General features: G+C 40.6%; 20 protein-coding genes, 4 pseudogenes and 2 riboswitches. Of the genes and pseudogenes, 19 read left to right on the top strand and 5 right to left on the bottom strand.

Annotated elements, in window-relative coordinates; all coding sequences use genetic code 11:
* Window positions 1-50: 50 nt before the first annotated feature.
* From DDY07_RS13160 to DDY07_RS13140, 5 genes are all read left to right on the top strand, one after another.
* Complete coding sequence (locus DDY07_RS13160) at window positions 51-926, top strand: isocitrate lyase/phosphoenolpyruvate mutase family protein (RefSeq protein WP_064007097.1); 876 nt, start codon at window positions 51-53, stop codon at window positions 924-926.
* 202 nt (window positions 927-1,128) lie between these two features.
* On the top strand, window positions 1,129-2,283 hold the full coding sequence (locus DDY07_RS13155; RefSeq protein ID WP_064007096.1) for an alkene reductase: 1,155 nt from the start codon (window positions 1,129-1,131) through the stop codon (window positions 2,281-2,283).
* 342 nt (window positions 2,284-2,625) lie between these two features.
* The gene (locus DDY07_RS13150) at window positions 2,626-3,018 is read left to right on the top strand and encodes a hypothetical protein (protein WP_064007095.1); all 393 of its coding nucleotides are present in this window, start codon (window positions 2,626-2,628) and stop codon (window positions 3,016-3,018) included.
* A gap of 710 nt (window positions 3,019-3,728) precedes the next feature.
* Window positions 3,729-4,097 (top strand): TetR/AcrR family transcriptional regulator, encoded by a 369-nt coding sequence (locus tag DDY07_RS13145; protein WP_171696223.1) that lies wholly within the window; start codon window positions 3,729-3,731, stop codon window positions 4,095-4,097.
* The gene (locus DDY07_RS13140; protein ID WP_171696222.1) at window positions 4,064-4,315 is read left to right on the top strand and encodes a hypothetical protein; all 252 of its coding nucleotides are present in this window, start codon (window positions 4,064-4,066) and stop codon (window positions 4,313-4,315) included. The genes DDY07_RS13145 and DDY07_RS13140 overlap by 34 nt, the downstream gene beginning before the upstream one ends.
* Before the next feature lie 164 nt (window positions 4,316-4,479).
* Here DDY07_RS13140 and DDY07_RS13135 read toward each other — a convergent pair whose 3' ends face one another.
* Both DDY07_RS13135 and DDY07_RS13130 read right to left on the bottom strand, forming a co-directional pair.
* Window positions 4,480-4,944 (bottom strand): IS630 family transposase, encoded by a 465-nt coding sequence (locus DDY07_RS13135; RefSeq protein WP_064007093.1) that lies wholly within the window; start codon window positions 4,942-4,944, stop codon window positions 4,480-4,482.
* Between the two features lie 86 nt (window positions 4,945-5,030).
* A complete protein-coding gene (locus tag DDY07_RS13130; RefSeq protein WP_020481766.1) occupies window positions 5,031-5,549 on the bottom strand; it encodes a helix-turn-helix domain-containing protein in 519 nt (172 codons plus the stop codon).
* 544 nt (window positions 5,550-6,093) lie between these two features.
* Between DDY07_RS13130 and DDY07_RS24130 the strand changes: the two genes are divergently transcribed.
* From DDY07_RS24130 to DDY07_RS24465, 5 genes are all read left to right on the top strand, one after another.
* Window positions 6,094-6,225, top strand: a complete 132-nt coding sequence (locus DDY07_RS24130) for a transposase (protein ID WP_231890196.1) — start codon at window positions 6,094-6,096, stop codon at window positions 6,223-6,225.
* 131 nt (window positions 6,226-6,356) lie between these two features.
* A complete protein-coding gene (locus DDY07_RS24315; RefSeq protein WP_269454636.1) occupies window positions 6,357-6,485 on the top strand; it encodes a hypothetical protein in 129 nt (42 codons plus the stop codon).
* Between the two features lie 48 nt (window positions 6,486-6,533).
* The gene (locus DDY07_RS24125) at window positions 6,534-6,794 is read left to right on the top strand and encodes a hypothetical protein (protein ID WP_231886510.1); all 261 of its coding nucleotides are present in this window, start codon (window positions 6,534-6,536) and stop codon (window positions 6,792-6,794) included.
* 302 nt (window positions 6,795-7,096) lie between these two features.
* Entirely contained in the window at window positions 7,097-7,423 is a 327-nt protein-coding gene (locus DDY07_RS13120) for an EthD family reductase (RefSeq protein WP_064007092.1), read from the top strand.
* A 43-nt stretch (window positions 7,424-7,466) separates the two neighbouring features.
* Entirely contained in the window at window positions 7,467-7,718 is a 252-nt protein-coding gene (locus DDY07_RS24465; protein ID WP_082879502.1) for a DUF1272 domain-containing protein, read from the top strand.
* A 514-nt stretch (window positions 7,719-8,232) separates the two neighbouring features.
* A riboswitch (FMN riboswitch) is annotated at window positions 8,233-8,398 on the bottom strand.
* A gap of 100 nt (window positions 8,399-8,498) precedes the next feature.
* On the opposite strand, the gene DDY07_RS13110 is transcribed toward DDY07_RS24465, so the two are convergent.
* Window positions 8,499-9,374 (bottom strand): LysR family transcriptional regulator, encoded by an 876-nt coding sequence (locus DDY07_RS13110; protein WP_064007091.1) that lies wholly within the window; start codon window positions 9,372-9,374, stop codon window positions 8,499-8,501.
* Window positions 9,375-9,960: 586 nt separating this feature from the next.
* Between DDY07_RS13110 and DDY07_RS13105 the strand changes: the two genes are divergently transcribed.
* From DDY07_RS13105 to DDY07_RS24460, 7 genes and pseudogenes are all read left to right on the top strand, one after another.
* Window positions 9,961-12,192 carry a molybdopterin-dependent oxidoreductase gene (locus DDY07_RS13105; RefSeq protein ID WP_064007090.1) on the top strand — a complete coding sequence of 744 codons (2,232 nt, stop codon included), beginning with the start codon at window positions 9,961-9,963 and terminating at the stop codon, window positions 12,190-12,192.
* Between the two features lie 386 nt (window positions 12,193-12,578).
* Window positions 12,579-12,708, top strand: a riboswitch (molybdenum cofactor riboswitch).
* Window positions 12,697-13,737, top strand: a complete 1,041-nt coding sequence (moaA, locus tag DDY07_RS13100; protein WP_082879512.1) for a GTP 3',8-cyclase MoaA — start codon at window positions 12,697-12,699, stop codon at window positions 13,735-13,737. Its footprint overlaps the riboswitch before it by 12 nt.
* A gap of 222 nt (window positions 13,738-13,959) precedes the next feature.
* Window positions 13,960-14,193 (top strand): MoaD/ThiS family protein, encoded by a 234-nt coding sequence (locus tag DDY07_RS13095; protein WP_064007088.1) that lies wholly within the window; start codon window positions 13,960-13,962, stop codon window positions 14,191-14,193.
* Window positions 14,194-14,209: 16 nt separating this feature from the next.
* Window positions 14,210-15,346, top strand: a complete 1,137-nt coding sequence (gene moeB / locus DDY07_RS13090; protein WP_064007087.1) for a molybdopterin-synthase adenylyltransferase MoeB — start codon at window positions 14,210-14,212, stop codon at window positions 15,344-15,346.
* 5 nt (window positions 15,347-15,351) lie between these two features.
* A complete protein-coding gene (locus DDY07_RS13085) occupies window positions 15,352-15,783 on the top strand; it encodes a molybdenum cofactor biosynthesis protein MoaE (protein ID WP_231886509.1) in 432 nt (143 codons plus the stop codon).
* A gap of 64 nt (window positions 15,784-15,847) precedes the next feature.
* Window positions 15,848-16,831, top strand: a complete 984-nt coding sequence (moaCB, locus tag DDY07_RS13080; protein ID WP_082879501.1) for a bifunctional molybdenum cofactor biosynthesis protein MoaC/MoaB — start codon at window positions 15,848-15,850, stop codon at window positions 16,829-16,831.
* Window positions 16,832-18,177: 1,346 nt separating this feature from the next.
* Window positions 18,178-18,267, top strand: a pseudogene (locus tag DDY07_RS24460) (IS6 family transposase); the annotation flags it as partial.
* 266 nt (window positions 18,268-18,533) lie between these two features.
* Here the strand turns inward: DDY07_RS24460 and glp are convergent.
* Both glp and DDY07_RS13070 read right to left on the bottom strand, forming a co-directional pair.
* Window positions 18,534-19,826 (bottom strand): gephyrin-like molybdotransferase Glp, encoded by a 1,293-nt coding sequence (glp, locus tag DDY07_RS13075; RefSeq protein WP_064007085.1) that lies wholly within the window; start codon window positions 19,824-19,826, stop codon window positions 18,534-18,536.
* A 958-nt stretch (window positions 19,827-20,784) separates the two neighbouring features.
* Window positions 20,785-20,916 (bottom strand): annotated as a pseudogene (locus DDY07_RS13070) (ethyl tert-butyl ether degradation protein EthD); the annotation flags it as partial.
* 237 nt (window positions 20,917-21,153) lie between these two features.
* On the opposite strand from DDY07_RS13070, the pseudogene DDY07_RS24455 reads away from it, so the two are divergent.
* Together DDY07_RS24455 and DDY07_RS13060 are read left to right on the top strand one after the other, a co-directional pair.
* Window positions 21,154-21,551: pseudogene (locus DDY07_RS24455) on the top strand (methane monooxygenase/ammonia monooxygenase subunit C).
* Between the two features lie 147 nt (window positions 21,552-21,698).
* Window positions 21,699-21,793: pseudogene (locus DDY07_RS13060) on the top strand (transposase); the annotation flags it as partial.
* Between the last annotated feature and the right edge of the window lie 48 nt (window positions 21,794-21,841).

The following is a 21,841-nucleotide window of genomic DNA, read 5'->3' as shown; positions in this document are numbered from 1 at the left end:
TCAGCGGTAAACGTTATGCAGATCTGTTATTTAAAAAATAGGAGAACAAGATGAATATGAACGTCATACAACAAGAACACTATGAACAATTCAAAGCCCTTCACGAACGACCAGAAGGCTTCATTATGCCAAACGTATGGGATGGAGGATCGGCTCTGATAATGATGGATGCGGGATTTGAAGCGCTTGCAACATCCTCTGCTGCTTTGGCAACTACGCTCGGACGAATAGATGGAAGGCATGCAGTCAGTCGGGAAGAACACCTTGCGCACGCACGCCTCATAGTGGATGTCACCGGTTTACCGGTAAATGGCGATTTGGAAGATGGATTTGGGCCAGAACCTGAAGATGTTGCAGCTACCGTGAAAGCTGCAATCGCTGCGGGTCTCGCTGGGGTAGGCATCGAGGACACTACTGCTAATCCGGAAAATCCGATTCACGATTTCGATAAAGCAGTAGCTCGCATCAAAGCTGCTGCCAAAGTCGCCAAAGGTCGCATTGTGCTTACTGGTCGTACTGACAATTATATTCAGGGGCGGCCAGATTTGGATGACACAATTCGACGACTGACTGCCTTTGCCGAAGTCGGAGCGGATGTGCTTTTTGCACCGTATCCTTCCGATATTGACGCCGTGCGCGCGATCGTGAAAGCAGTGGCCCCCAAACCCGTCAATCTGCTGATCGGAACAATGCAAGGTATCGTGCCATGGGCGGAGTTACAAAAAATAGGAGTGAAACGATTGAGCCTAGGCTCACGGCTTTATGCCCGTGCTATTTGGAGTGCTTACCAAGCGGGCCTCGATCTGCTGGAAGAGGGAAATATCAATCAAGCAATCGGTAAAACTTCATCCACATCGATGAATTACGGTCACGAAATTATTGCCAAAAAAATAAGGCTTTCTACCGGTTTATGGGGGCAACCATAAAATATGGTGCAAGCCGATAAATGAAAATATTCAGTATTCGATTTAATACTATTTACAATTATTGAAAAATGTGATTCTGAGACGGATTCTATGTGAATAACTTTAAAAAACAAATGAATAAAAATATAACTAACTTTAGTTATTAGTGCTTTTATTTGAAGTTAGACAGACTATCTCAAAATAAAAAATCAGAGTAATTATTATGAGCATTCAATCTTCGAAAAAACTATTTAGCCCACTAAAAGTTGGCGATATCACTCTTAATCACCGTATTGTTATGCCACCAATTAGCCGATTACGTGCAAATTGGCCTAACGCTATACCGAGCAATATGATGTTAGAACACTATAGTCAGCGTGCTACCGAAGGTGGCTTGATTATCGCAGAAGCCACGGCCGTATCTGCTGAGGCACGTGCGTATCACACAGCTCCAGGTTTATATACGGATGAACAAGTACTAGGGTGGAAACGAATCACTGACGTGGTTCATGAAAAAAAAGGCGTGATATTTGTGCAATTATCTCATGCAGGTCGTGCTACAAATGCACTTTTGACCGAAGGAAAACTCCCTATAACCGCCTCTGTTAATCAAGAATTTTTACAGAATAAAAATATCGTGGTTTCGACTCCGAACGGCTTTGAGCTTCCTTCAGAACATCGAGCATTACAAACCAATGAAATTCCAAATGTTATTGAGCAATTCAGATACGCTGCAGAAAATGCGAAAAATGCAGGTTTTGATGGTATAGAGATACAAGCAGGTCAAGGTCATATCATCGAACAGTTCTTACAAAATAAAAGCAACAACCGGATTGATGAGTATGGCGGATCTATTGAAAATCGCGTACGTTTACTTACAGAAATACTTGAATCAACCATCAGTGTTTGGGGGCAAAATCGTGTTGGTGTGCGTATTTCACCAAGTAGTACCTTTAATGGTATGGGAGACAGCGATCCGCGCGCCTTGTTTCGTTATCTAGCTAGTCGGATGAATAATTATGCCTTGGCGTATCTTCATATTATTGAACCTCGCATTAGCGGAGCGGATACAATAGCCGAAAACCAAGATGCCATTGCGACAAAAGAATTACGTGGTATCTATGAAGGTATTATCATTTCTGCCGGTGGTTTTACACCTGCAACCGCAGAAAATGCAATCGACAACGAGATTGCTGACTTGATTGCTTTCGGCAGACATTTTACTTCCAATCCTGATCTTCCCAACCGAATTTTCCACGACTTACCATTGACGCATTATGATCGGAATACATTCTATGCATTCGATGCCAATGGGTATACAGATTTTAGCGTTTATGATTTCTCTAAAGGCAATCAAAAGGCATCAGTTGAAGTTTGACCTGCAATAAAAACTGATTTCAATGAAGTTGATTGCAGAAAATGGTACTAAAATCGGGTAGTAAAAATAATTGTTTTTATTACCCGATTCCAGGTGATTATTTCTATTTCTAATGAAAAAAACAGCCGCGTCATTTGAATTACCTAAGGAACCTATGAAAAACGCCCATTTTGAGCGGCAGTTACTGTCAAAGTGGGTCAAAAACTTCAATATACGCTCGATTTTTGATCAAAACAGCGGTTGTTCTCTACATAAACTGTACCGATTGGTATAGAATGTAATTTCTGGCAGATACGTTTTCCACGCGTCTGCGATTTTATTGATTTGATTAAGAGGTAATTCATGAATATTTTGCTGTTGGGAGCGGCTTTTTGCATAGCCGCTTTGATCGTATCCGCTTGGATAATGACATTTGCTCGTTGGTTTCCAATTGAAGGTATAGATGGGAAGTTTTTAGTTGATTACAAGACAATGATCCGAGCACATATAGATTATGCTTTGATGGCATTATTTAATTTGGGATTTTACGGTATCGGGATTGATTTGCCGGTGTTTGCTTGCTGGTGCGTAGCAATTGGAGGTTTTGCTAATCCGACGGTTTTTACTATAGCAGCTTTTGATCCTGATTTTTGGAAAAAGAAACATTGGCGTTTATATACTATATCTTCATTCCTGATAACAACAATTGGATTTTTAGGCATAGGTTATGCACTATTAATTAATGGCGTTAATTGAAATTAAAAAACTAGACAGTGCTCTTTTCAAAGATACTAAAATTTACAGTTAATATAATATTTTTTTATTTTAAATATTCCTATTGAAATTTAGAATTAATTTTATATACAACTTTGCAGCATAAATTTATAAGAAAACGAAAACTCGAGACTACAACCAATATTTGAAGTTGCGAAACTCAATGCTGTTATAAGTTGATTAAGAGATAAGCGATGAAATTCAATAATAGAATGTCGTAGCATATAAAATAATACTTCTATTAGCTAACTTCTAAAGCGTACCAATTTATGAAACAGAACCTTGTTGAAATTGAATCATGCATTTCTTCGCAACACTCTTTTAGAAAAAATGTTGCAATTGGGCTTTTAACGATCTCTAAAGTTGTGAACTACTGCAAACGCTGCGTTAGCGAATTAAGATTGAACGGTCTCTGAAAGCTGCAGAGCCGGTAGGTTTTTCGACTAGGAAACTGCAAAGTATCGCGAAATGGCGTGGCGTCGTTATGGGAGAGCCAAAGCTTTGATCCCCTTGCTGGGTCAAAGCCGATGTGACACGGACAATCTGGGGCGTTTCAGGTAATCACGTGGCGGTGTAGGCGCGATTGCTAGTCAGGAATGGCTAGCAATCTTTCCCGCCGGAAGCCGACACTCGCCAGAAATAAGACAAGATAAAACAATTAAATAATTTTAATATGCACAGCTTTAATTATTATGAATGAAAATAATGCACTAAAAAACCATATCTTAAATGTAGCGTCTGATCTTTTTTATAAAAAAGGAATCAAATCTACAGGTGTAGATGCTATAGTTAAAAGCTCAGAAGTTGCCAAAATGAGTTTTTATAAATATTTCCCATCAAAAAATGACTTAATAAAAGAATACTTAGAAAAAGATTGTAAAGTGTTAGAGTATAGATTACGTGCCGAATTGCAGAAAAAAATATATGCACTGAAAAAGCGCTTGCAATATTTAGTTATTTTGCCGAACTATCTTCCATGGAAGGCTATCGTGGATCAGCTTTTATTAATGTCTTTATTGAAACATCAATGGACCTTGAATTTATTAAAGATCAATCCCTAAAGTTTAACAGTACACTCATAAAATTATTTTATGAGCAGCTTAATTATGATTTCTCTAAAGATGTTTCAACAAAAATGGCTGAACAATTCACGCAGTTACTGATTGGCGCTATAATTCAAGCCCAAATGAAAAATAGTTGCGATCCTGTATTATTTGCACAATCAACTGCTAAAGAGTTGATTGAGAAAAATTATGCGGAAAATTGTTACTGCTCCTGAAGAAAGTATTGTCACATGCCAGCATATTGACACTCTGGGTGTTTAAAGAAAGATTTCACGACTTGGGGGAGTTTCTGTAATCGATGCATGGCGGATTGAACGAGTTTCTTTAATTAGATTTTATTTTCCGGCATCTGCTTGGCGATGCGCGGTTTGATATGGCCTCAGACCTGTTCGTCCGGATTGAGTTGTGGCGCGTAGGGTGGCAGAAAAACCAACTGCAACCGGCCTTGCTGTTGCTCCACAAATGTTTTAACGCTCTTAGCCTTGTGAATCGGATGGCCGTCGACGACCAAGATGATCGGTTGTTCGGCACCGCGTAGTAGACGTTTCAGAAATTCGATAAACACCTCGGCGGTGACGTTGCATTCTTGCACCATGAAGCGAAAATCGCCTCGCGCGCTGACCGCCGAGATCAGATTCAATCCATATCGACGCCCGGTCATCTTCACGGTCGGCGTCCGACCCACCGGCGCCCAGGTCGTACCGGCATGAAAGTCAGAACGAACGCCGGCTTCATCGGCAAAATAAATCACCGCACCCGTGCGTTTCGTTTCAGCCTTCAATGCCGGAAATTCGTCGGCCTGCCACTTTTCCACCAAGACCGGGTCCCTGCGGTAATCTCCCATTTTTAAGCAAATTCAAAAGTAGAGGTTATGCGGCCGGGCTAATTTTTGTTTCGGTGTCACACTATGGTTATCTTCTGTCTTAATTTTTATTTTGCAGCATTCAGTGGAATGCCGCGCTCTTTAAGACGCTTGATTTTACCTGGCGAATTAGCTGGTCCGCCTGCATAGATGATTTTAGTGAAGTCGATCTCTTTACCAGTTTCTCGATCCACGATAATGGGAACGACTTTTTTGTGCGTCTTACTATCAACCAGCTGCGTATCAATACCATTTGGCGAAGCATGCTTGTTGCCCCACATCATGATGATAGCCAATACTGGCAAGAAATCCTTACCAATATCTGTAAGTACATATTTTGCGCGAGGCGGATTATCTTGGTAGATTTCTTTTGTCAACAGTCCTTCTCCGACCAACGCAGACAGGCGTTTGCTCAGCGTAGCAGGGGGAATTTCGAGGCTATTCTTAAGCTCTTCATATTTTGATAGGCCATTACTCAAGTCACGAAGTATCAAAAGGCTCCAAGAATCTCCAATTTTGTCAATCGATCGAGAAATAGAACACATATCACGGTGTTTTTCACATAATGCGTTATTTTTTTCATTCATAAATTCTCCTTAATTGACTACTTGATCAAATTTATCAATCACAGAAGCATACTACATTCAAAAAGTGAAGTCAATATAGATATTGGCAATAGATTCATAATATATAGTAAGTTTATATCGTGAAGTTACTAACGATATGAGTCAGTTTGATTAGAAAACTTCTGATTAATTCGTAACATTGTCATTGTTCTATAACAAAATCAATTCCTTGCACATAAAACGGTCTTAAAAAACTGAATTAATAAGCGATATAATTTAGAGAGTCAGTCCCCGCTTTGGAGATGACGCGCATGGAACAATACGAGCAGCTCAGTTTCACTGATGCCGAATACAACAACAAAGGCAAAGTCATGCGGCGAGAAAAGTTTCTCAATCAACAAGGACACTTATTGCCGTGACAGGTGATGATGGCGGTGATTAAGTAACTATATGTATCAGGCAAGGGGTGGGGCGTAGGCCGTTTTGAATGCCATGCGACATGTTCGCTTGGCACGGATTGTTTACAACTACCCCGACCCTGGCATGGAAGACGCGTTGTACGAGATTGATTGAATCGTTGCAGCGCTTTTGCGGTATTCGACTGGACGCTGTGCCGTATGAAAGCCCGATTTTGCAGTTTAGGCATTTACTGGAGCAGCGCAGTTTGACCGAAGAAATATTCCAAGCCATCAACTAAATGCTGAGTGAACGCCCGCTGTTTTTAATAACCGGCATCATCAATGCCTGTCTGATTACTGCTCTGATCTTGACCAAGATCAAAAGCCAGTCGCGCGATCCCGAGATGCAAGCCGGCAAGAAAGGCAATCAATGTTTTTCGTCAGCAAATTCCAAATTGGCGTCGACCACGAGATCGGGCTGGTACATAAGTTCAAAGTCACCTCAAGGCATGTCAGCGACATTGCCGAAACCGCGTCTTTACTGCATGGCGAGGAATAGTTTATAGGCAGCGATGCCGGTCATCAAGGCTTGGACAAACGTCCGGAAATGCTTATCGAAAATGCACCGTTTTGTGTGATCGTGGTGTGCCTTGGCAAACTGGATACGCTAACGAACGACGATTGTGCGCAGGTTCAGCGACTGCGTCAGACCCTGAGCGAATTGGAGAGCGTTAGAGCCAAGCTTGAGCATGTATTGCAGGACATTAAAATCCGCTTTGGTTACGCCAAAATTCGCTGTCGGGGCGTAGCCAAAAACGCCGCCTGTTTGACCTTTCTGACAGCTAATTGCCAATGTCATCCGGGGTGATGGCTATGAACGTCGGCGTATTATTGCATCAGAAATTCAAAAATAGGCTCAGAAAGAGGCTTATTTTGGGAAAAAACAGGCCGTTTTGATGGAAAAATGGTCGAATATTGAAATTATTTTACGGAATTCTAAATTAATATCGTTCAAAACGGCTGTTTTTTAGATGCGCCTTAAGTTTATAATTATTCGCTAACTTTTTGACTTGTATTGATAAAACCTATTTTTTTATAGGAAAAAATTATTTTACAAATGGCGAGATTGGATTCTAATATAAATTGACTTTTAACTCTTTTGGAAAATTTATGAAACAGTCAAAATTAATTGTGATATATCCAGTTCCTAGTAATTTAGAAGATTTCGAGCGTCGTTATGCTGAAGAGCATATACCAATGGCAATTGAAAAATTAGTCGGAAAAACGAAAGTTGTTACTTCACTAATAACCTCTAATGTTAATAACGCGCCAGCAAGGTATCATCGTGTAGCAGAGATTTATTTCAATTCAACTGCTGATTTAATAGTATGTTTAGGCTCACCTGGAGGCCAAGAAACTGCGGCTCATGCTATTGAAATATCGAGTGGCGGAGCGCCGTTATTTTTAATGGCGGAAGTGGAAGTTATCGATTTTTAGAATGGGTATAATTATGTGGAAATTACTATTTTAGGAGTATGTTATGCTAGAACTCCGACCCAATTGCGAATGTTGCGATAGAGATCTTGCTGCTGATTCATCGGAAGCTATGATCTGTAGCTTTGAATGCACTTTTTGTCGAGAATGTGCAGATACCAAACTGGGAGGGCGTTGCCCAAATTGTAATGGCGAATTTCAACTTAGACCAATTCGTTCTGTCGAGCTATTAGAAAAATATCCCGCTTCTTCAGTACGCATTTATAATCCGCAAGGATGTGACCCGAATAATGAATAAAAAAGATGCACGAATCATTAAACCTATAGTCGGTTTGCTGAATCTGGCCGAGTAATGGAGTAACGTATCTAAAAGCCTACAAAGTCATGGGGGCTGTCGCTAGATACGTTTTATCGCTGTGAAACGGCAGTAGAATCGGGAGATGTCGACAATCTATTTGATAATGATAAAAGCCATTGCCAGTCAAATCTGAAAAATCGGGTTGACGACGTCACCGAACTAGAAGTGTTGTCTTTTGTGCTGGATTTTCCTGTTTACGGTCGATTACGCATCATTAACGAGTTACGTAAAGCGGGGACGACTTTCGTATCGTCGAGTGGGTTGCGTAACTAACACGCCCTGGCTTCGTTGTAACGCAGCCAACGCGTTTTCTAGATGTTGGTGCGCATCATCGTAAAGTCTGATTCATGGTAATGCTCCGAAAAAAGTTATGGAAACACCAGGATCAGGGCTGAAAAAAAATTAACGAGCAAGAATAAATCTTCCAAACACGGTATGTGAATGGGCCACCTTACGCTGTACTCTTTTATTCAGACTATCACCGTCGGCGTCGGCATCTCACCAGATCTGCTGACCTGGATTTCCAATTTCGGAAACTACGGCGCTCGCGGATTCCCCGGATTCCCCGGATTGGCCTGGATACCGTTGGTGGGGAATTTCGCCCCGCCCTGAGTACAATCACCGTCATTTAAAGAGAAGTAGGCAGTGTCGCCAAGGTAAATAAGCTCTACTACTGGTATTTATGAGTTCGGTTTTATTGCCAAATATCGAATACGAAGGTCAAAAATTCACGCGTATTTTTTCCAGTAGCTGATTAACTTCAGGGTTTGCTGTCGATGATGGTTGAAAAAAAACTTGTACTGTGCGAAGTATTTCAGGATCGGACAGATAACGAAAATTAAGGTTGTCCGCTTTTTTGGGTATGGTGAATTCAGGCATCAATGCTATACCGATTCCGGCCCGTACCATACTCAATATCCATTCCTCACTATTACTCCTGTATGCGGCATAAAGATTGATTTGTTTATCTTGACAGACGTTTCGTAACTCTTCGCGTAACTCGCAGTTGAGACGATCAAGGTAGGGTTCTTGCTGAATCGCTACCAAATCGATTCGCTCAAATTGATTGAAACGGTGTTTGTCGTTGAAGACCACCACATAGCGTTCTTCATAAAGCTTTAACGAATGATAGTGTCCAATCGGTAGCGTGCTTGGTGCGCTGATGACCAAATCAAGAGTATCGTCATCGAGTAACTTCAACAAATTGCTTTCGCAATCCACTATCAATTCCAACTCTACATGTGGCCGCTCTTGCTGAAAGTCAGTAAAAAAAGGACTCAAATATTGCGCAGAAATGGTATTCATTACGCCGATACGCAACGGTACTGTGTTCAAACGATTGAATCGAATGGCATCGGCTTTGATACTTTGCGTTTCGCGAAATATTTGCCGCATGGTTGGCTCGACGAAACGTCCCAGAGGTGTAAGTTGGCAACCGCTACGATCTCGAATAAACAAATCGCCGCCTAGCTCTTCTTCCAGTTTCTTTATTGCTTGTGTCAGGGAAGGTTGTGCCACATAGGTCGATTGCGCTGCACGGGTAAATGAACTCTTATCACAGACTGCCAGAAAGTAACGTATTTGTTGTATTTCCATGTTAGTGTCCATTGAATAGGAAAAATCTATTATTTCATGGAAAATAGAATTTTGCTAATACAAGCCTGAACAATGCGACGAGTTCTCTTCTAGACATTAATCTGAAAGTGAAAAAGTTGAGACAGAAATGCTTCAATGCTCAGATTAGAGAGTGATGTTTTCGACAATATCGGTGTGATCCAAACTTAGAAATCACTGAACTGTGAAGATATAAAGAATTAAAAAACCAGGAAAACTGTCGTCGGCATTGAGTTGTAGTGGATAAAGTCAGGTGAATTTACTTAAAACTGCGCGAGCAGGTGTTAACTCTAACTATCAATGAAAACCTCACCAAATAAAGAGCGTGGAAAGATTGGTTATACCCTGAAAAGTAACGGGTCATTTTGTTAAATGGTAGTTTGGTTTTTGTATCATTTCTTTATGTATAGGTTGCATCTATTGATCGATAGGAAATTGGTATTTAACAATCTTGTGGAGTTACAGTAAATTTTAGCCAACTGCTACATCTCGACTCTCTATTAGAAGCGTTAACCATGCCTAGTAGAGGCGATTGATAATCAGTAAAAACAAGTTTAAGAGGCTAAAAATGAGCAAAGAAACGAAATGGGTCATCTGCAGTACCTGCGATATCAATTGCGGACTTCTTGTCACCGTTGAAGACGGTAAGGTGAAATCGATCAAAAAAAACCCAGATCACCCCCTTACTCCGAATTCGATCTGCATCAAGGGAGCTAACGCAAATAAATACATTACCCACCCAGACCGATTAACGCATGCGCTGAAAAGAGTCGGTGAGCGCGGCTCGGGTCAATGGGAACAAATTAGCACGAAACAAGCTTTAGATGAAATTGCCGATAAGATGAAGAAGTTGATAGCCGAAGATGGGCCGGAAACAATCGGCAGCACTTATGGTTGGAGCTCTAATGCTGGTGCGGCCTCACGAAGATTTATGAACTTACTGGGGAGTCCGAACTGGACTTGGACGGGATACGTGTGTTTAGCCAATTCCACAGTGCCCAGTAAAGCGACTTACGGTTTTTGGCAGTTTCCAGACTTTCATAATACCAAATGCATCGTACTTTTAGGCCACGCTCCGGGACCGCAAAGATGGACGGCTGAGTATCTGTGGATTAAGGATGCCCTGGATAGAGGAGCAAAACTAATCGTTACAGATCCACGCCGTAATAGCTACAGTGATCAAGCGGACATTTTTCTGCAAGTTAAACCTGCTACGGATAGCGCCTATTTACTGGCCTGGATCAATGTGATCATCTATGAAGACCTCTATGACAAAGAATTTGTAAAAAAATGGACGGTTGGTTTTGAACAACTCACTGAAAGAGTGAAGGATTACACTCCGGAGTGGGCGTCAGAAATAACTGGAGCACCAGCGGATAAGATTCGTGAGTCTGCCCGTATGTATGCTACTACTGGTCCGGCTGTGATCCCCTGGGGAGCAGTGCCTGATCATCATGCCAATAGCACTCAGACTTTGCGAGCCTTAACCATATTGAGATCCATCACCGGTAATCTCGATGTACCCGGAGGCGAATTGTTGATGGGGTACCATCCGGAAATTTCATCGGATGATGAATTCGAACTCAATGAGAGGCTATCTCCTGAACAACGCAAGAAACAACTCGGTGTAGATCGCTTTAAGCTCTTGAGCTGGGAAACACTCGAAAAGACTGGTCCAGCAATGGAAAAGGTCTGGGGCAAGAAATATTCAAACCAGGTATCCGGCGGCGCAATGGCGCATCCTGCAAGCATGTGGGAGGCAATGAAAACTGGCAAGCCTTACCGCTTGAGGGCACTTATATCGCAATGTAACAACACCTTAAACAGTTACCCCAACACTACTCACATTTACGAAGGGTTGATGAATCTGGATCTGTTAGTTGTCATGGATCTTATTAAGTCACCCACGGCCCAAATCGCCGATTATATTTTGCCGGCCACCCATTGGCTGGAAAGGCCGAACTTGTTTAATTACTGGGATTGGATTCCAATCTATCAAGGAGGAGAGCAAGCGGTGGAGGCGCCAGAAGAGTGTATGCACGACTGGATGTTATGGCGTGAGCTTGGCGTCCGTCTAGGACAGGAAAAAGATTGGCCATGGAAAAGCATGGAAGAGGCCTACGATGAACGGTTGGCACCAGCAGGTTTAACATGGCAAAAATTATCAACCCAAGATCGAGCGTCTGCCCCTGAACTCGGTTTCAAGAAGTACGAACAGACAGGCTTTGGCACTCCTAGCGGGAAAGTCGAGCTCTATTCAAGCATTTTCGAAGAGCTTGGTTATGATCCGTTACCAAGCTGGATTGAGCCACCGGATAGCCATGTAAGGAAACCTGAGTTGGCTAAGTCGCATCCATTGACTTTTTTTACCGGGATGCGAGAAAACTATTGGTTTCACAGTTTTGGCCTTGGCCGGTCTATTAAAGAGCTGCGTGGTCGTGAGCCGGACCCTCGTATGCAAATTCATCCTGATACGGCGTACGATTTGGACCTGTCGGATGGAGATTGGGCATGGGTGGAATCAACTAGCGGAAAAAGAATAAAACTCAGGTCGTGGCTCAGCAACGACACGCATCCTAACGTGGTCAGGGTTCCTCATGGCTGGTGGTACCCGGAAACAACAGGAAGTGAAGAACCAGGAGCGGCGTTATCGAGTCTCTGGAAATCGGCGGATGCGGTCATCCTTCATGACTCTGACGAATACTGTGATAAAGAACAAGGTAACTTCCAACTCAGAGGACTGGCTTGCAAAGTTTATAAAGTGGAGGACGGAACAGAAGGGACAAGTTATGCAATATAAAATTTTTGTAGCACGTACAGGGTAATCAGACTTAAAAGTAGCTTTAAACAAAGCTTTGATAAAGAAGATGAGAGCTATCATTTCGATTTGAATGATAGCCTCTATTCACCGACTATTCTAAATCGTTTTTTCCTATCTTGAAGAGCGTCGAGCCGATAAGTTGTAAGATCATAAATTTACCAACAATAATTGCTTGTCATTAATCGTAAACATTAGCATGAGCTCGATAATTTATCCTTGTTGGCAGCTTATGAAATTCGGACATAAAAAAGTATGTAAAGCCCAAAAAGCCTGACTCTAAATAAAAACAAACAGCATATGACATTGATTTTCTATATTTTTAAGATAGACGATCAGTGAAAATATTTTTGTATAGTTTTACGCACTATTTAAATTAACTTCGAGCCTACCTAAGTATGACTATTAAGTATGACTATATAGGGTTCATGGCTGATAAGGTTTTGCCGGAAATAGCAAAGCCTCCTGTACTAGGAAAGGAGTAACATGAGTGTGACTTACTTACATACAACAAATCCAGAAAATTCAACAGGTTCCCAATTGATTGATCCCCAGGGGCGCCATTTAAATTATTTGCGGCTTGCCGTTACCGACCGTTGCAATTTTCGTTGTACTTATTGTATGCCAGAGGAGGGTATTGATCTTAAAGCGCGTGATGATATTTTGTGCTTTCAGGAAATGGAACATCTTCTTGGACTCTTTCTGGATTTAGGTGTAACCAAGGTGCGTATTACCGGTGGCGAGCCTTTTGTTCGTAAAGGTCTGCCTGATTTTTTAACCAGAATAAACCAATATGAAAAACTGGAAACAATCAATTTAACAACGAATGCCTATTTTTTAGAAGATACCATCCCATTGTTTCAAAAAATAAAATCAGGCAGTATTAACATCAGTCTTGATTCATTGAAGCGAGACGTTTTTTATAAAATTACCCGACGTGATGATTTTGAACGGGTGTGGAATAACATTGATAAAATTCTGCTAACAGATCTGAACGTAAAATTGAACATGGTGGTTCTCAAAGGCGTCAATGACAATGAAATTGTTGATTTTGCGATGTTAGCCAAAAGCAATAAAGTCGAAGTCCGTTTTATTGAACAAATGTCATTTAATGGGGGGTGTTTTTCAAACGAAATATATTCTGCAGAAGAAATTATCAGCACGTTGCAGAATTTTTTCCCAGAAATGATCGAACATCTTAAAATGAGTTCAACTGCCCGAATTTTTGGAATCCCCAGATTTAGAGGAAAAGTCGGCATCATCGCCGGCCATTCCAGAACATTCTGTTCAACATGCAGTCGTTTAAGGCTCACTCCCGACGGTACATTCAAAACCTGTCTCTATGATCATGGCGCCATAAATTTAAAAGACATGCTACGTTCAGGGAAAAGTGATCAGGAAATAAAAACGGCAATTGGAGAGGCCGTGGCCAAAAGGGCAAAAGACGGATTTGAATCGGAACAGCGAACACAGCAAATAGTTCATTTTTCAAAAAAACATCTTTCAATGGCACAGATAGGTGGATGATGAAAAAACTTAAAAACAGATTTTGACTTTTGGAATAGTCTGGCTCTATTGATAACTTGAGAACACTATTACTGTTGGCAGTTGCGATTGCTGTTGGTTTCATTTCTTTTACCACACGAAATCTGACGATCGCGTTGATAGCCGGATTGATATTAGAGTATAGCTATAATTTTTTTAAACAGACAAACAAAAATAGTTTCCATTAAAACGTAAGGAAAAACTATGCAAATTAATGTAATTTTTTTTGGTGTTCTGAGTGATGTGGTGGGGAAGAACATGCTGACGATTCAAGATACGGATAATATGACTGATTTAAAGAGAAAATTAATCACAAATTATCCAGACTTAATAGACTATACCTATAGAATGGCTGTAAATCAGCAAATGGTTGAAGACAATCACCGTCTTTTTGATAACGATATAGTTGCAATTATGCCACCCTTTGCTGGGGGCTGATTTTTTAAAGGCAGCCATGAACCTAAATAAAGAGGAAATTCAGTATTATCATCGCCATTTGATTTTACCCAAAATTGGCAAAACAGGACAACAGGCTTTAAAAAAAGCAAACGTGCTGGTCATCGGTGCAGGCGGATTGGGCTGCCCTATTTTAATGTATCTGTCCGGAGCTGGTATCGGCAGGATTGGTATTGTGGACCCCGATAAAGTTGCGGTTTCTAATTTGCATCGCCAGGTATTGTATGGCTTTTCACAAGTTGGAGAATTCAAAGCTGAAGCTGCGGTAAATCGTTTAAAAGATCTCAATCCTAATATTGTTTTAAAGGCATATGCTCAAAGATTGTCTTCGAAAAATGCCGTCGATTTGGTTTCCCAATATGATGTCGTTATTGATGCGACAGACAACTTTCCAACCCGTTATTTAATTAATGATATTTGTGTTTATCTGGACAAACCTTTTGTTTCAGGATCAGTAGACCGCTTTCAGGGACAAGTGAGTGTATTAAATTTTACAGATGGTCAAGGCAATAAATGGCCAACTTATCGCTGCCTGTTCCCCAAGCCGCCGGCACCCGAAAAAGCACCGGATTGTTCGCAAAATGGCGTGCTTGGAGTTCTGCCGGGAATTATCGGTAACTTACAAGCAAACGAAGTTATAAAAATGATCTGCGGAGTAGGCGAAATTTTATCTGGAAAAATTTTAATATTTGATGCATTGAATAATCAAACGATGCAGTTTTCCATTCAACGAAACGAACAGGCTGTACAGCTAGCTTTGCAAAATGCCTCGGATTTCGGATCATTTGATTATGAATACTTTTGCAGTTCAAATCAGCAAAAAATAAATGAAATCAGCGCTGTTGATTTGTACAAAAAGTTACAAAAAAAAGAAAAAATACAATTGGTTGATACTCGTTCGGCACGTGAATTTCAAATGGAATTGCCGAATTCTGTTCACATTTCACTAAATGATTTGCAGGCTAACATTGATAAAATATCGAGAAACGGCAACAAGGTTGTTTTTTATTGTGATCATGGAATCAGCAGCGCCAAGGCGGTTAGAATGCTGCAGAATCATCATAACCTTAAAAATGTATTTAATCTTAAAGGCGGTTTGGCAGCCTGGCTGAAAAAAGAAAAAATAGAACAATGAGAACAATGAAAGATAAAAATTATTTTGTCCAGGGTGCGATTGATCCGGTTTTTATCGGTGAGCAAATAGCAACACATAACTCTAATCATGGCATAGGTGCCCATTCTATTTTTCTCGGTCAAGTACGTGCGGATGAAAAAGTAGGCAAACATGTAGCTGGAATTGAATACTCAGCTTATAGGGATATGGCCAACAAAGTTTTTGCAAAAATTCGTGAAGAAGCCTTTGAAAAATGGCCATTAAATTGCGTGCACATATTTCATAGTACTGGACTGGTAAAAACTGGAGAGTTATCACTTTTTGTTTTTTGCTCATCTGGGCATCGTAAAGAAAGTATTAAAGCGATGGAACAGATTGTTGAAGATATTAAACACAAAGTTCCCATCTGGAAAAAAGAAATTATGGAAGATGAATCTGTGCGCTGGGTTCAGGATTAGCTTTTTAGAACATTTTTTCAGAAATTGTAAGGTCAGTTGAAAATATAATTTTCTGATCGTTTGTATGTTCAACAAAATGCAAAAAATAAATAATTTAAGAGTCAAGGGTTACAAAATGATTGATGTTAGTCCAAAATTTAATACATTAAGATATGCAAAAGCCGAAGGAATTTTGACAGCTAATTTGGAAACAATAAAACGGGTGGCTGAAAAAACTGTCCCTAAAGGAGATGTTTTACAGGTTGCACGGGCAGCAGGTATAACCGCTGCAAAAAATGCTGCATCCTGGATCATCTTTTGTCATACCCTACCTTTAGATTGGGTTGATATAAATTTTGATATCGAAAAAGACACAATAAAAATTTCAGCGGAAGTAAAAGCAATCTGGAAAACCGGTGTTGAAATGGAAGCTATGGCTGCAGTTACAGGCGCGCTATTAAATGTCTATGATATGCTTAAACCTTTAGATGACAATATCTCTTTTTCTTGTATAAGGCTGGTTAAGAAAAAGGGCGGGAAAAGCAGTTTTAAAGAATATTTTGCTGAACCATTAAAATCGGCTGTTCTTGTTATTTCTGATTCAACATATGCTGGAAATCGCGAAGATACATCTGGAAAAATCATCAAATTATTTTTGGAAGATAAAGAGCTCTCGGTTCCGGTCTATGAAATTATACCTGATGATTCAGACCAAATATCAAATCGCTTGCGGCAACTGGCAGATGAAAATATTGATCTGATTATAACAACCGGTGGAACGGGTTTTGGTCCTAAAGATATAACTCCGGAAGCAACGGCTAACGTCATCGAAAAAGAGGCGCCCGGTTTAGTTGAGACTATACGCCGCTATGGTAAAGAACGCACACCTTATGCAATGTTATCACGCGAACTAGCCGGTATCCGCGGCAAAACAGTAATTATTAATTTACCCGGAAGTTCCAAAGGCGCGCAAGAAAGTATGGAAGCGCTTTTCCCTGGTCTCTTACATGCTTTCCCCATGTTGTGGGGTGGCGGACATGATGAAGAAAAACGCTGGGTAAAAAAGTGATATCCATAAACCAAACTCTGATAAGCAGTCTACTCAGAGTATAAGCCTGCCCTGCAAACGTCGATCACGTGCCTGCCGTTATTTTAGCAATTCTGAAATTAACCGCCAGATATATGCGATTTATTATCTGCAGAATCAGAAAAACACTGAAATTAAGAACTTACTTGCAGTTTTAATCCATAAATAAACCCTATTTTTTCATGGGAAATTAGTCTTTTACAAACACGTCTGATTTAATTTAAAATGAATTTAGGCGCATCAATAAAAGGGTTGCGATTATTAGTTTATCTTCCTAAAGCAAAATAAATATGTGTCACTCTAATAGCTATATGATAAACCTATGGTAAGCAGTATAAATAATCTTATTGAATGAATAGGCTTGTGCTCTAATTAAAGTAATTTACAGTGAAACAGGATGTCTGCATCTGAGGTGGTACATAATGAATGATATAAAAAAACTCTTGTTAGAGATTGGACTGCTTTTTTATTGGGTCAATTCATAACGTTTATACTAGTTGGAGCCAAAGGTATTTGGTCTGAATTTTGATTTTTAATCAAGTAAACCAAGCATAAACCGAATAGGTAAAATATGTCATGAATTTTAACCGTATTAAGTGACCTAAAAAGCTTGTAAATAATGGTAGCTAACGGTCATAATTCGATATAGTTTTATAAAAAGAGGGGCAGAAATTGGAAAATATCATTAAAAAACAGTATAGTCACTTAACAGAAGCAATTCGTCCAATATTATTATTCGTGTATAAATACAGATATATATTCGCAGTAATTTTGGGGTTTATAATTGCCTTTTTTCCTTCGTTAATGTTTTTTTTCTACAGCGTTTTCGGTTTAAAGGAATAGCTTCCCATTGTTAATTTAGATTTTCGGTGTGTCAACTCGTTAAATGTTATCAGACCAATTTATTGATTTGTTTAACATTTAACGAGAGATAGACATCTTAAAAAAAAGTGTCCTCGAAAAGCATAAGTTCGAAAATATTGATATAATTGGCGATACCTATATAGACACACTAAAATAAACCATAAGACTTGAAAACATCTGCATTTTCAGTTTGGTTTATTTATGAGTATCTGACCGCTTCAACCCGCAAAGTATTTGCGCTCCAATATTTGCTTTTTTGCTTCATGAAAGAAGTCACATCACCAAGGCGATCGACTCCCGGACAATAAGGCGACTTATGATACCGTGTTCAGCGAGCAAAACAGGCCTCTCTTTAGCAATTGCAATAAGCATCTGGGTAGCACATTTGCGCGGACTTTTGTGGCTTGAGCCGATTCAGAATCCCGCGAGTATATTAAGGTGAAAGCGAATGAAAATATCTCCATCGGGCATTCGACAAAGAAGGCTACATCATAGATTTTTTGTTGAACGCTCGTCAAGACAGGAAAGCGGCACTTCATTTTTTTATGAGGTGATAGTTTTCACGGTCGGAATGAAAAGATAGCACTGCAAAACTCAGGCCTGTTCGCACATTGGCATATTACCTTCGCCGGAATGACTGAACGATAAGAGCGGTATGAATCGAGATATTCACGTACCGTTGCGTGATATGTGATAGCCTGAAGGTGCGATTCCTTTGGGCTACTCGACCAACTAAATATGACGGTTTATGCCCAAATCAGGGGGGCGCCTCTATATTGAATTAATCGGTTCGTACTAGCTCAGTCATTCCATTCAAACTTTATAGCCAACTAGCAAAAGGTTGCACGATTACCGTTGAACCAGCTTCCACTCGGGTTTGATCGGCGGTCAAGACTATGAAACAGTTGGCTTGCGACATAGAACGTAAAATTCCGGAGCCTTGCTCACCTGTCTTGCATACTGTCAACTCGCCATCAGACGCCTGACTCAAAATGCCACGCTGGTACTCTGTTCTCCCCGCTCGCTTCCTTAAAAGTGAACTGGTCACCGCTCGTAAAATTAAAGGCGGACGCGCGATTTCGCCACCAAAACGCTGCAGGGCCGGCTGCACAAACTGGCTAAAACTTACCATTACCGCTACAGGGTTGCCTGGCAAACCAAAAAACAATGCTTGTTGCAGGCGGCCAAAGGTTAATGGTCGTCCTGGCTTCATCGCCACCTTCCAAAAGATAATGTCGCCTAATTCGTTCAACACTTGATATATATAATCGGCTTCGCCGACTGACACTCCGCCGCTGCTGATAATGACATCATGACTCTTCGCAGCTAATTGCAATGTATTGCGTACTTGCATGGGATCGTCGCCAACCACGCCCAGATCAGTTATATCGCAATGCTGGCGGCTCAACATTCCAAACAGCGTATATCGATTGCTATCATAAATCTGTCCTGGCTGTAAGGCTTCCCCAACTGTCTGCAATTCATCACCGGTGGAGAAAAAGGCTACCCGCAAGCGCCGCATTACTGCAACATTATTGATGCCTAAGGAAGATAACAGCCCTAAATCTGCCGCCGTTAATCGTCGACCACAAGTCAACACAGTTTGCCCTAAACGAATATCCTCGCCAACGAATCGGACATTTTCTCCTAGTCTCGCACGACCATCGATTCTAATGCTTTCTGCGCCGAGCAGTTCGACATGCTCCTGCGGGATTACAGTGTTGCAACCCGCCGGAATCATTGCACCCGTCATTATGCGAACACACTCGCCGCTTGTACAACCCTCAAAAAATGGATGACCGGCAAAACTATTTCCAACTACCTTTAATGTGACCGTCCCGTTCTGCGGTATACCATCGGCATGCAAGGCAAACCCATCCATCGCCGAATTGTCATAAGGGGGGACATTCATTTCAGCAATAATATCTTCAGCCAAGACGCGATCAATGGATTGTCGCAACGGTAATCGTTCTTGCTCCGTACTAGCTAATGGTTTGACACAATCTATAATGGACTGCTGTGCAACATCCACAGTTATTGCTGTCGGATCATGCTCGTCACTGCAACCTGGTCTGCTTAGATGAAGAATGTCGTTATCTATCATGTTACGCATAACGCTCTGAAACTATTATGATCATCCACTGCTGCAGATACTGTCCGACTTGTTCCATATTACTGGTATGATTCCTCATATTACCTCTTACTACTTAGCTCCAAAAGCATAACTAAAATTAACTCGATAACGTTGATAAAGCCGACGTTCATTCAAGATATAAACATCCTGCTAACGCCAAATAAAATAAATATTCTGTCTTGTTTTCAAATTTGCAATTTAAATATATCGTTATGCAATTTATTGATTTTAATAATATTATGTTTTATAGATATATTAATGATCAACATGTATTGTCTATTGAGAAGTAAATAGCCAAATGCATTTGTAAAAAAAACCCTCATCACCTATTCGCCACATGGCGAAAGAGTTAGTTCTAGCATTCTTCTCTTGGAGGTAAGAAAATGCTTGGGAGAAACGCCCCCAAACCCAGTACACGCGCATCAAATGTACTGATATTTTGATGATGAAGATCTGTAAATTGTTTCCAATCTTGACTTTATTGACCAATATATTATCTTTATTTAGTTTACGTAAATAGACAAGATGCATAAATCACTCTCACTCTGTTGATATCTGTGCTCCCAATCGAATGAAATACATTTCAAGAAGCGGGATGGGCGGTTGGCTCCACCAGACCAACCAGTAGCAATTACCTTCATCCATCAACCCTTGGGGGAGTTTATATGGCTGGTAGATATTGCTGGTCATATAGTTACTGATGGAGCTAACCGTCCACCCTGTTTACAGAATATAAAATGGTAGCATCTCACCGGATACAAACAAAAGAATGTAATACCCGGCGAAATACTGACTTTTATTTTAAATAATTATTTCTTTTCAATGCGCGCACTTAATTTATCAATTCCATCAATGTGCTCTGAAGTTACAAAAAACTAAATCATTTGGGTATCCCGCAGAGGCCACTGCGAATGTGGTTGACCTTGGAGTGGAAAAAGGAAGCCACGAAAGAGGTTTTACCTGCCAGTTTTTCGACAGCCATTGGGATATACTCATCTGCGTAGCGACGTTCAAAAGTTTTCATATCGGTCGGCACAGGGTAAATTACAATTAATTTTGCTGAACTCATAAGTTTATTGTATGGCTATCTAAATGGTAGCGCATATAAAACACCAATTTTTATGACTAGTAAAATACCTATTTTCTATGATTGAATAGGATTATCCTATTCAACAAAATTAGTGTAATTTTAAAATGCAATAAATTCGCTATTTCTGGCAGTCTGCGATAAGAACTCATTCAACCAGCCAGTTTTGGCGTATCTTGTTTTGACCATGTGGATTAGCATATATACATTTGCTGTTTATTGGGCAGGAAGCTTTTTGCTGAACAAGATAATGCATGGCATCAGGCGGCAATTTGGGACAGTATTTTTACTGCTAATCATGTAGTTGAATTTTATTTATGTTTTCTGTTCTACATTATCATGGGTTCTGCATCGTGGTTTTATGCGCGAACTTGATTATCATTATTTGCAAAAGGAATTTCTCTGCCTTTAACACTTGCCGTTCTCGGGTCATTTATCATTTTTGTTGCCGTTGGCTTCAATGAGTGGGGCATACATTTTGGTTTCGCGAGGAGTTGTTCGGTGCCTATATGCACTACGCTTTCGTCATTGGAGTTCGGTTCGCGCTTGCGGTGGGAGGAATTCTTCCCCAATGCGTTATTCGTATGAGCACATTGATGGAATTGATAAATCAATAACCCGCTTTGGAAAATACATAACTTTTCCTGATTACCCACGACCCTCAGCAACTTTTGATCATTCGGTTAGTCGAACTGAAGCCTTGATCTGCCTGGAGATCCGTGCCATGAAAAAAAACCGATCCAATTTCAAAAGGCTTCAGCTTGATGGATTTCATGAAGCAGTACGGCACTGAAAGCCAGTGCGCCGAAGCGTTACTTCAGGCCCGATGGCCTCATCCGGTTTTCAATGCCCAGGCTGCAATCCGCCAAGAAATGTCAATAGGCTTTGGTAATGTAAATGCCCTAAA

Source organism: Methylomonas sp. ZR1, from assembly GCF_013141865.1.
Lineage (GTDB): Bacteria > Pseudomonadota > Gammaproteobacteria > Methylococcales > Methylomonadaceae > Methylomonas.
Note: the sequence above shows the minus strand (reverse complement) of the source record. Positions and strands in the feature narration are given on the sequence as shown.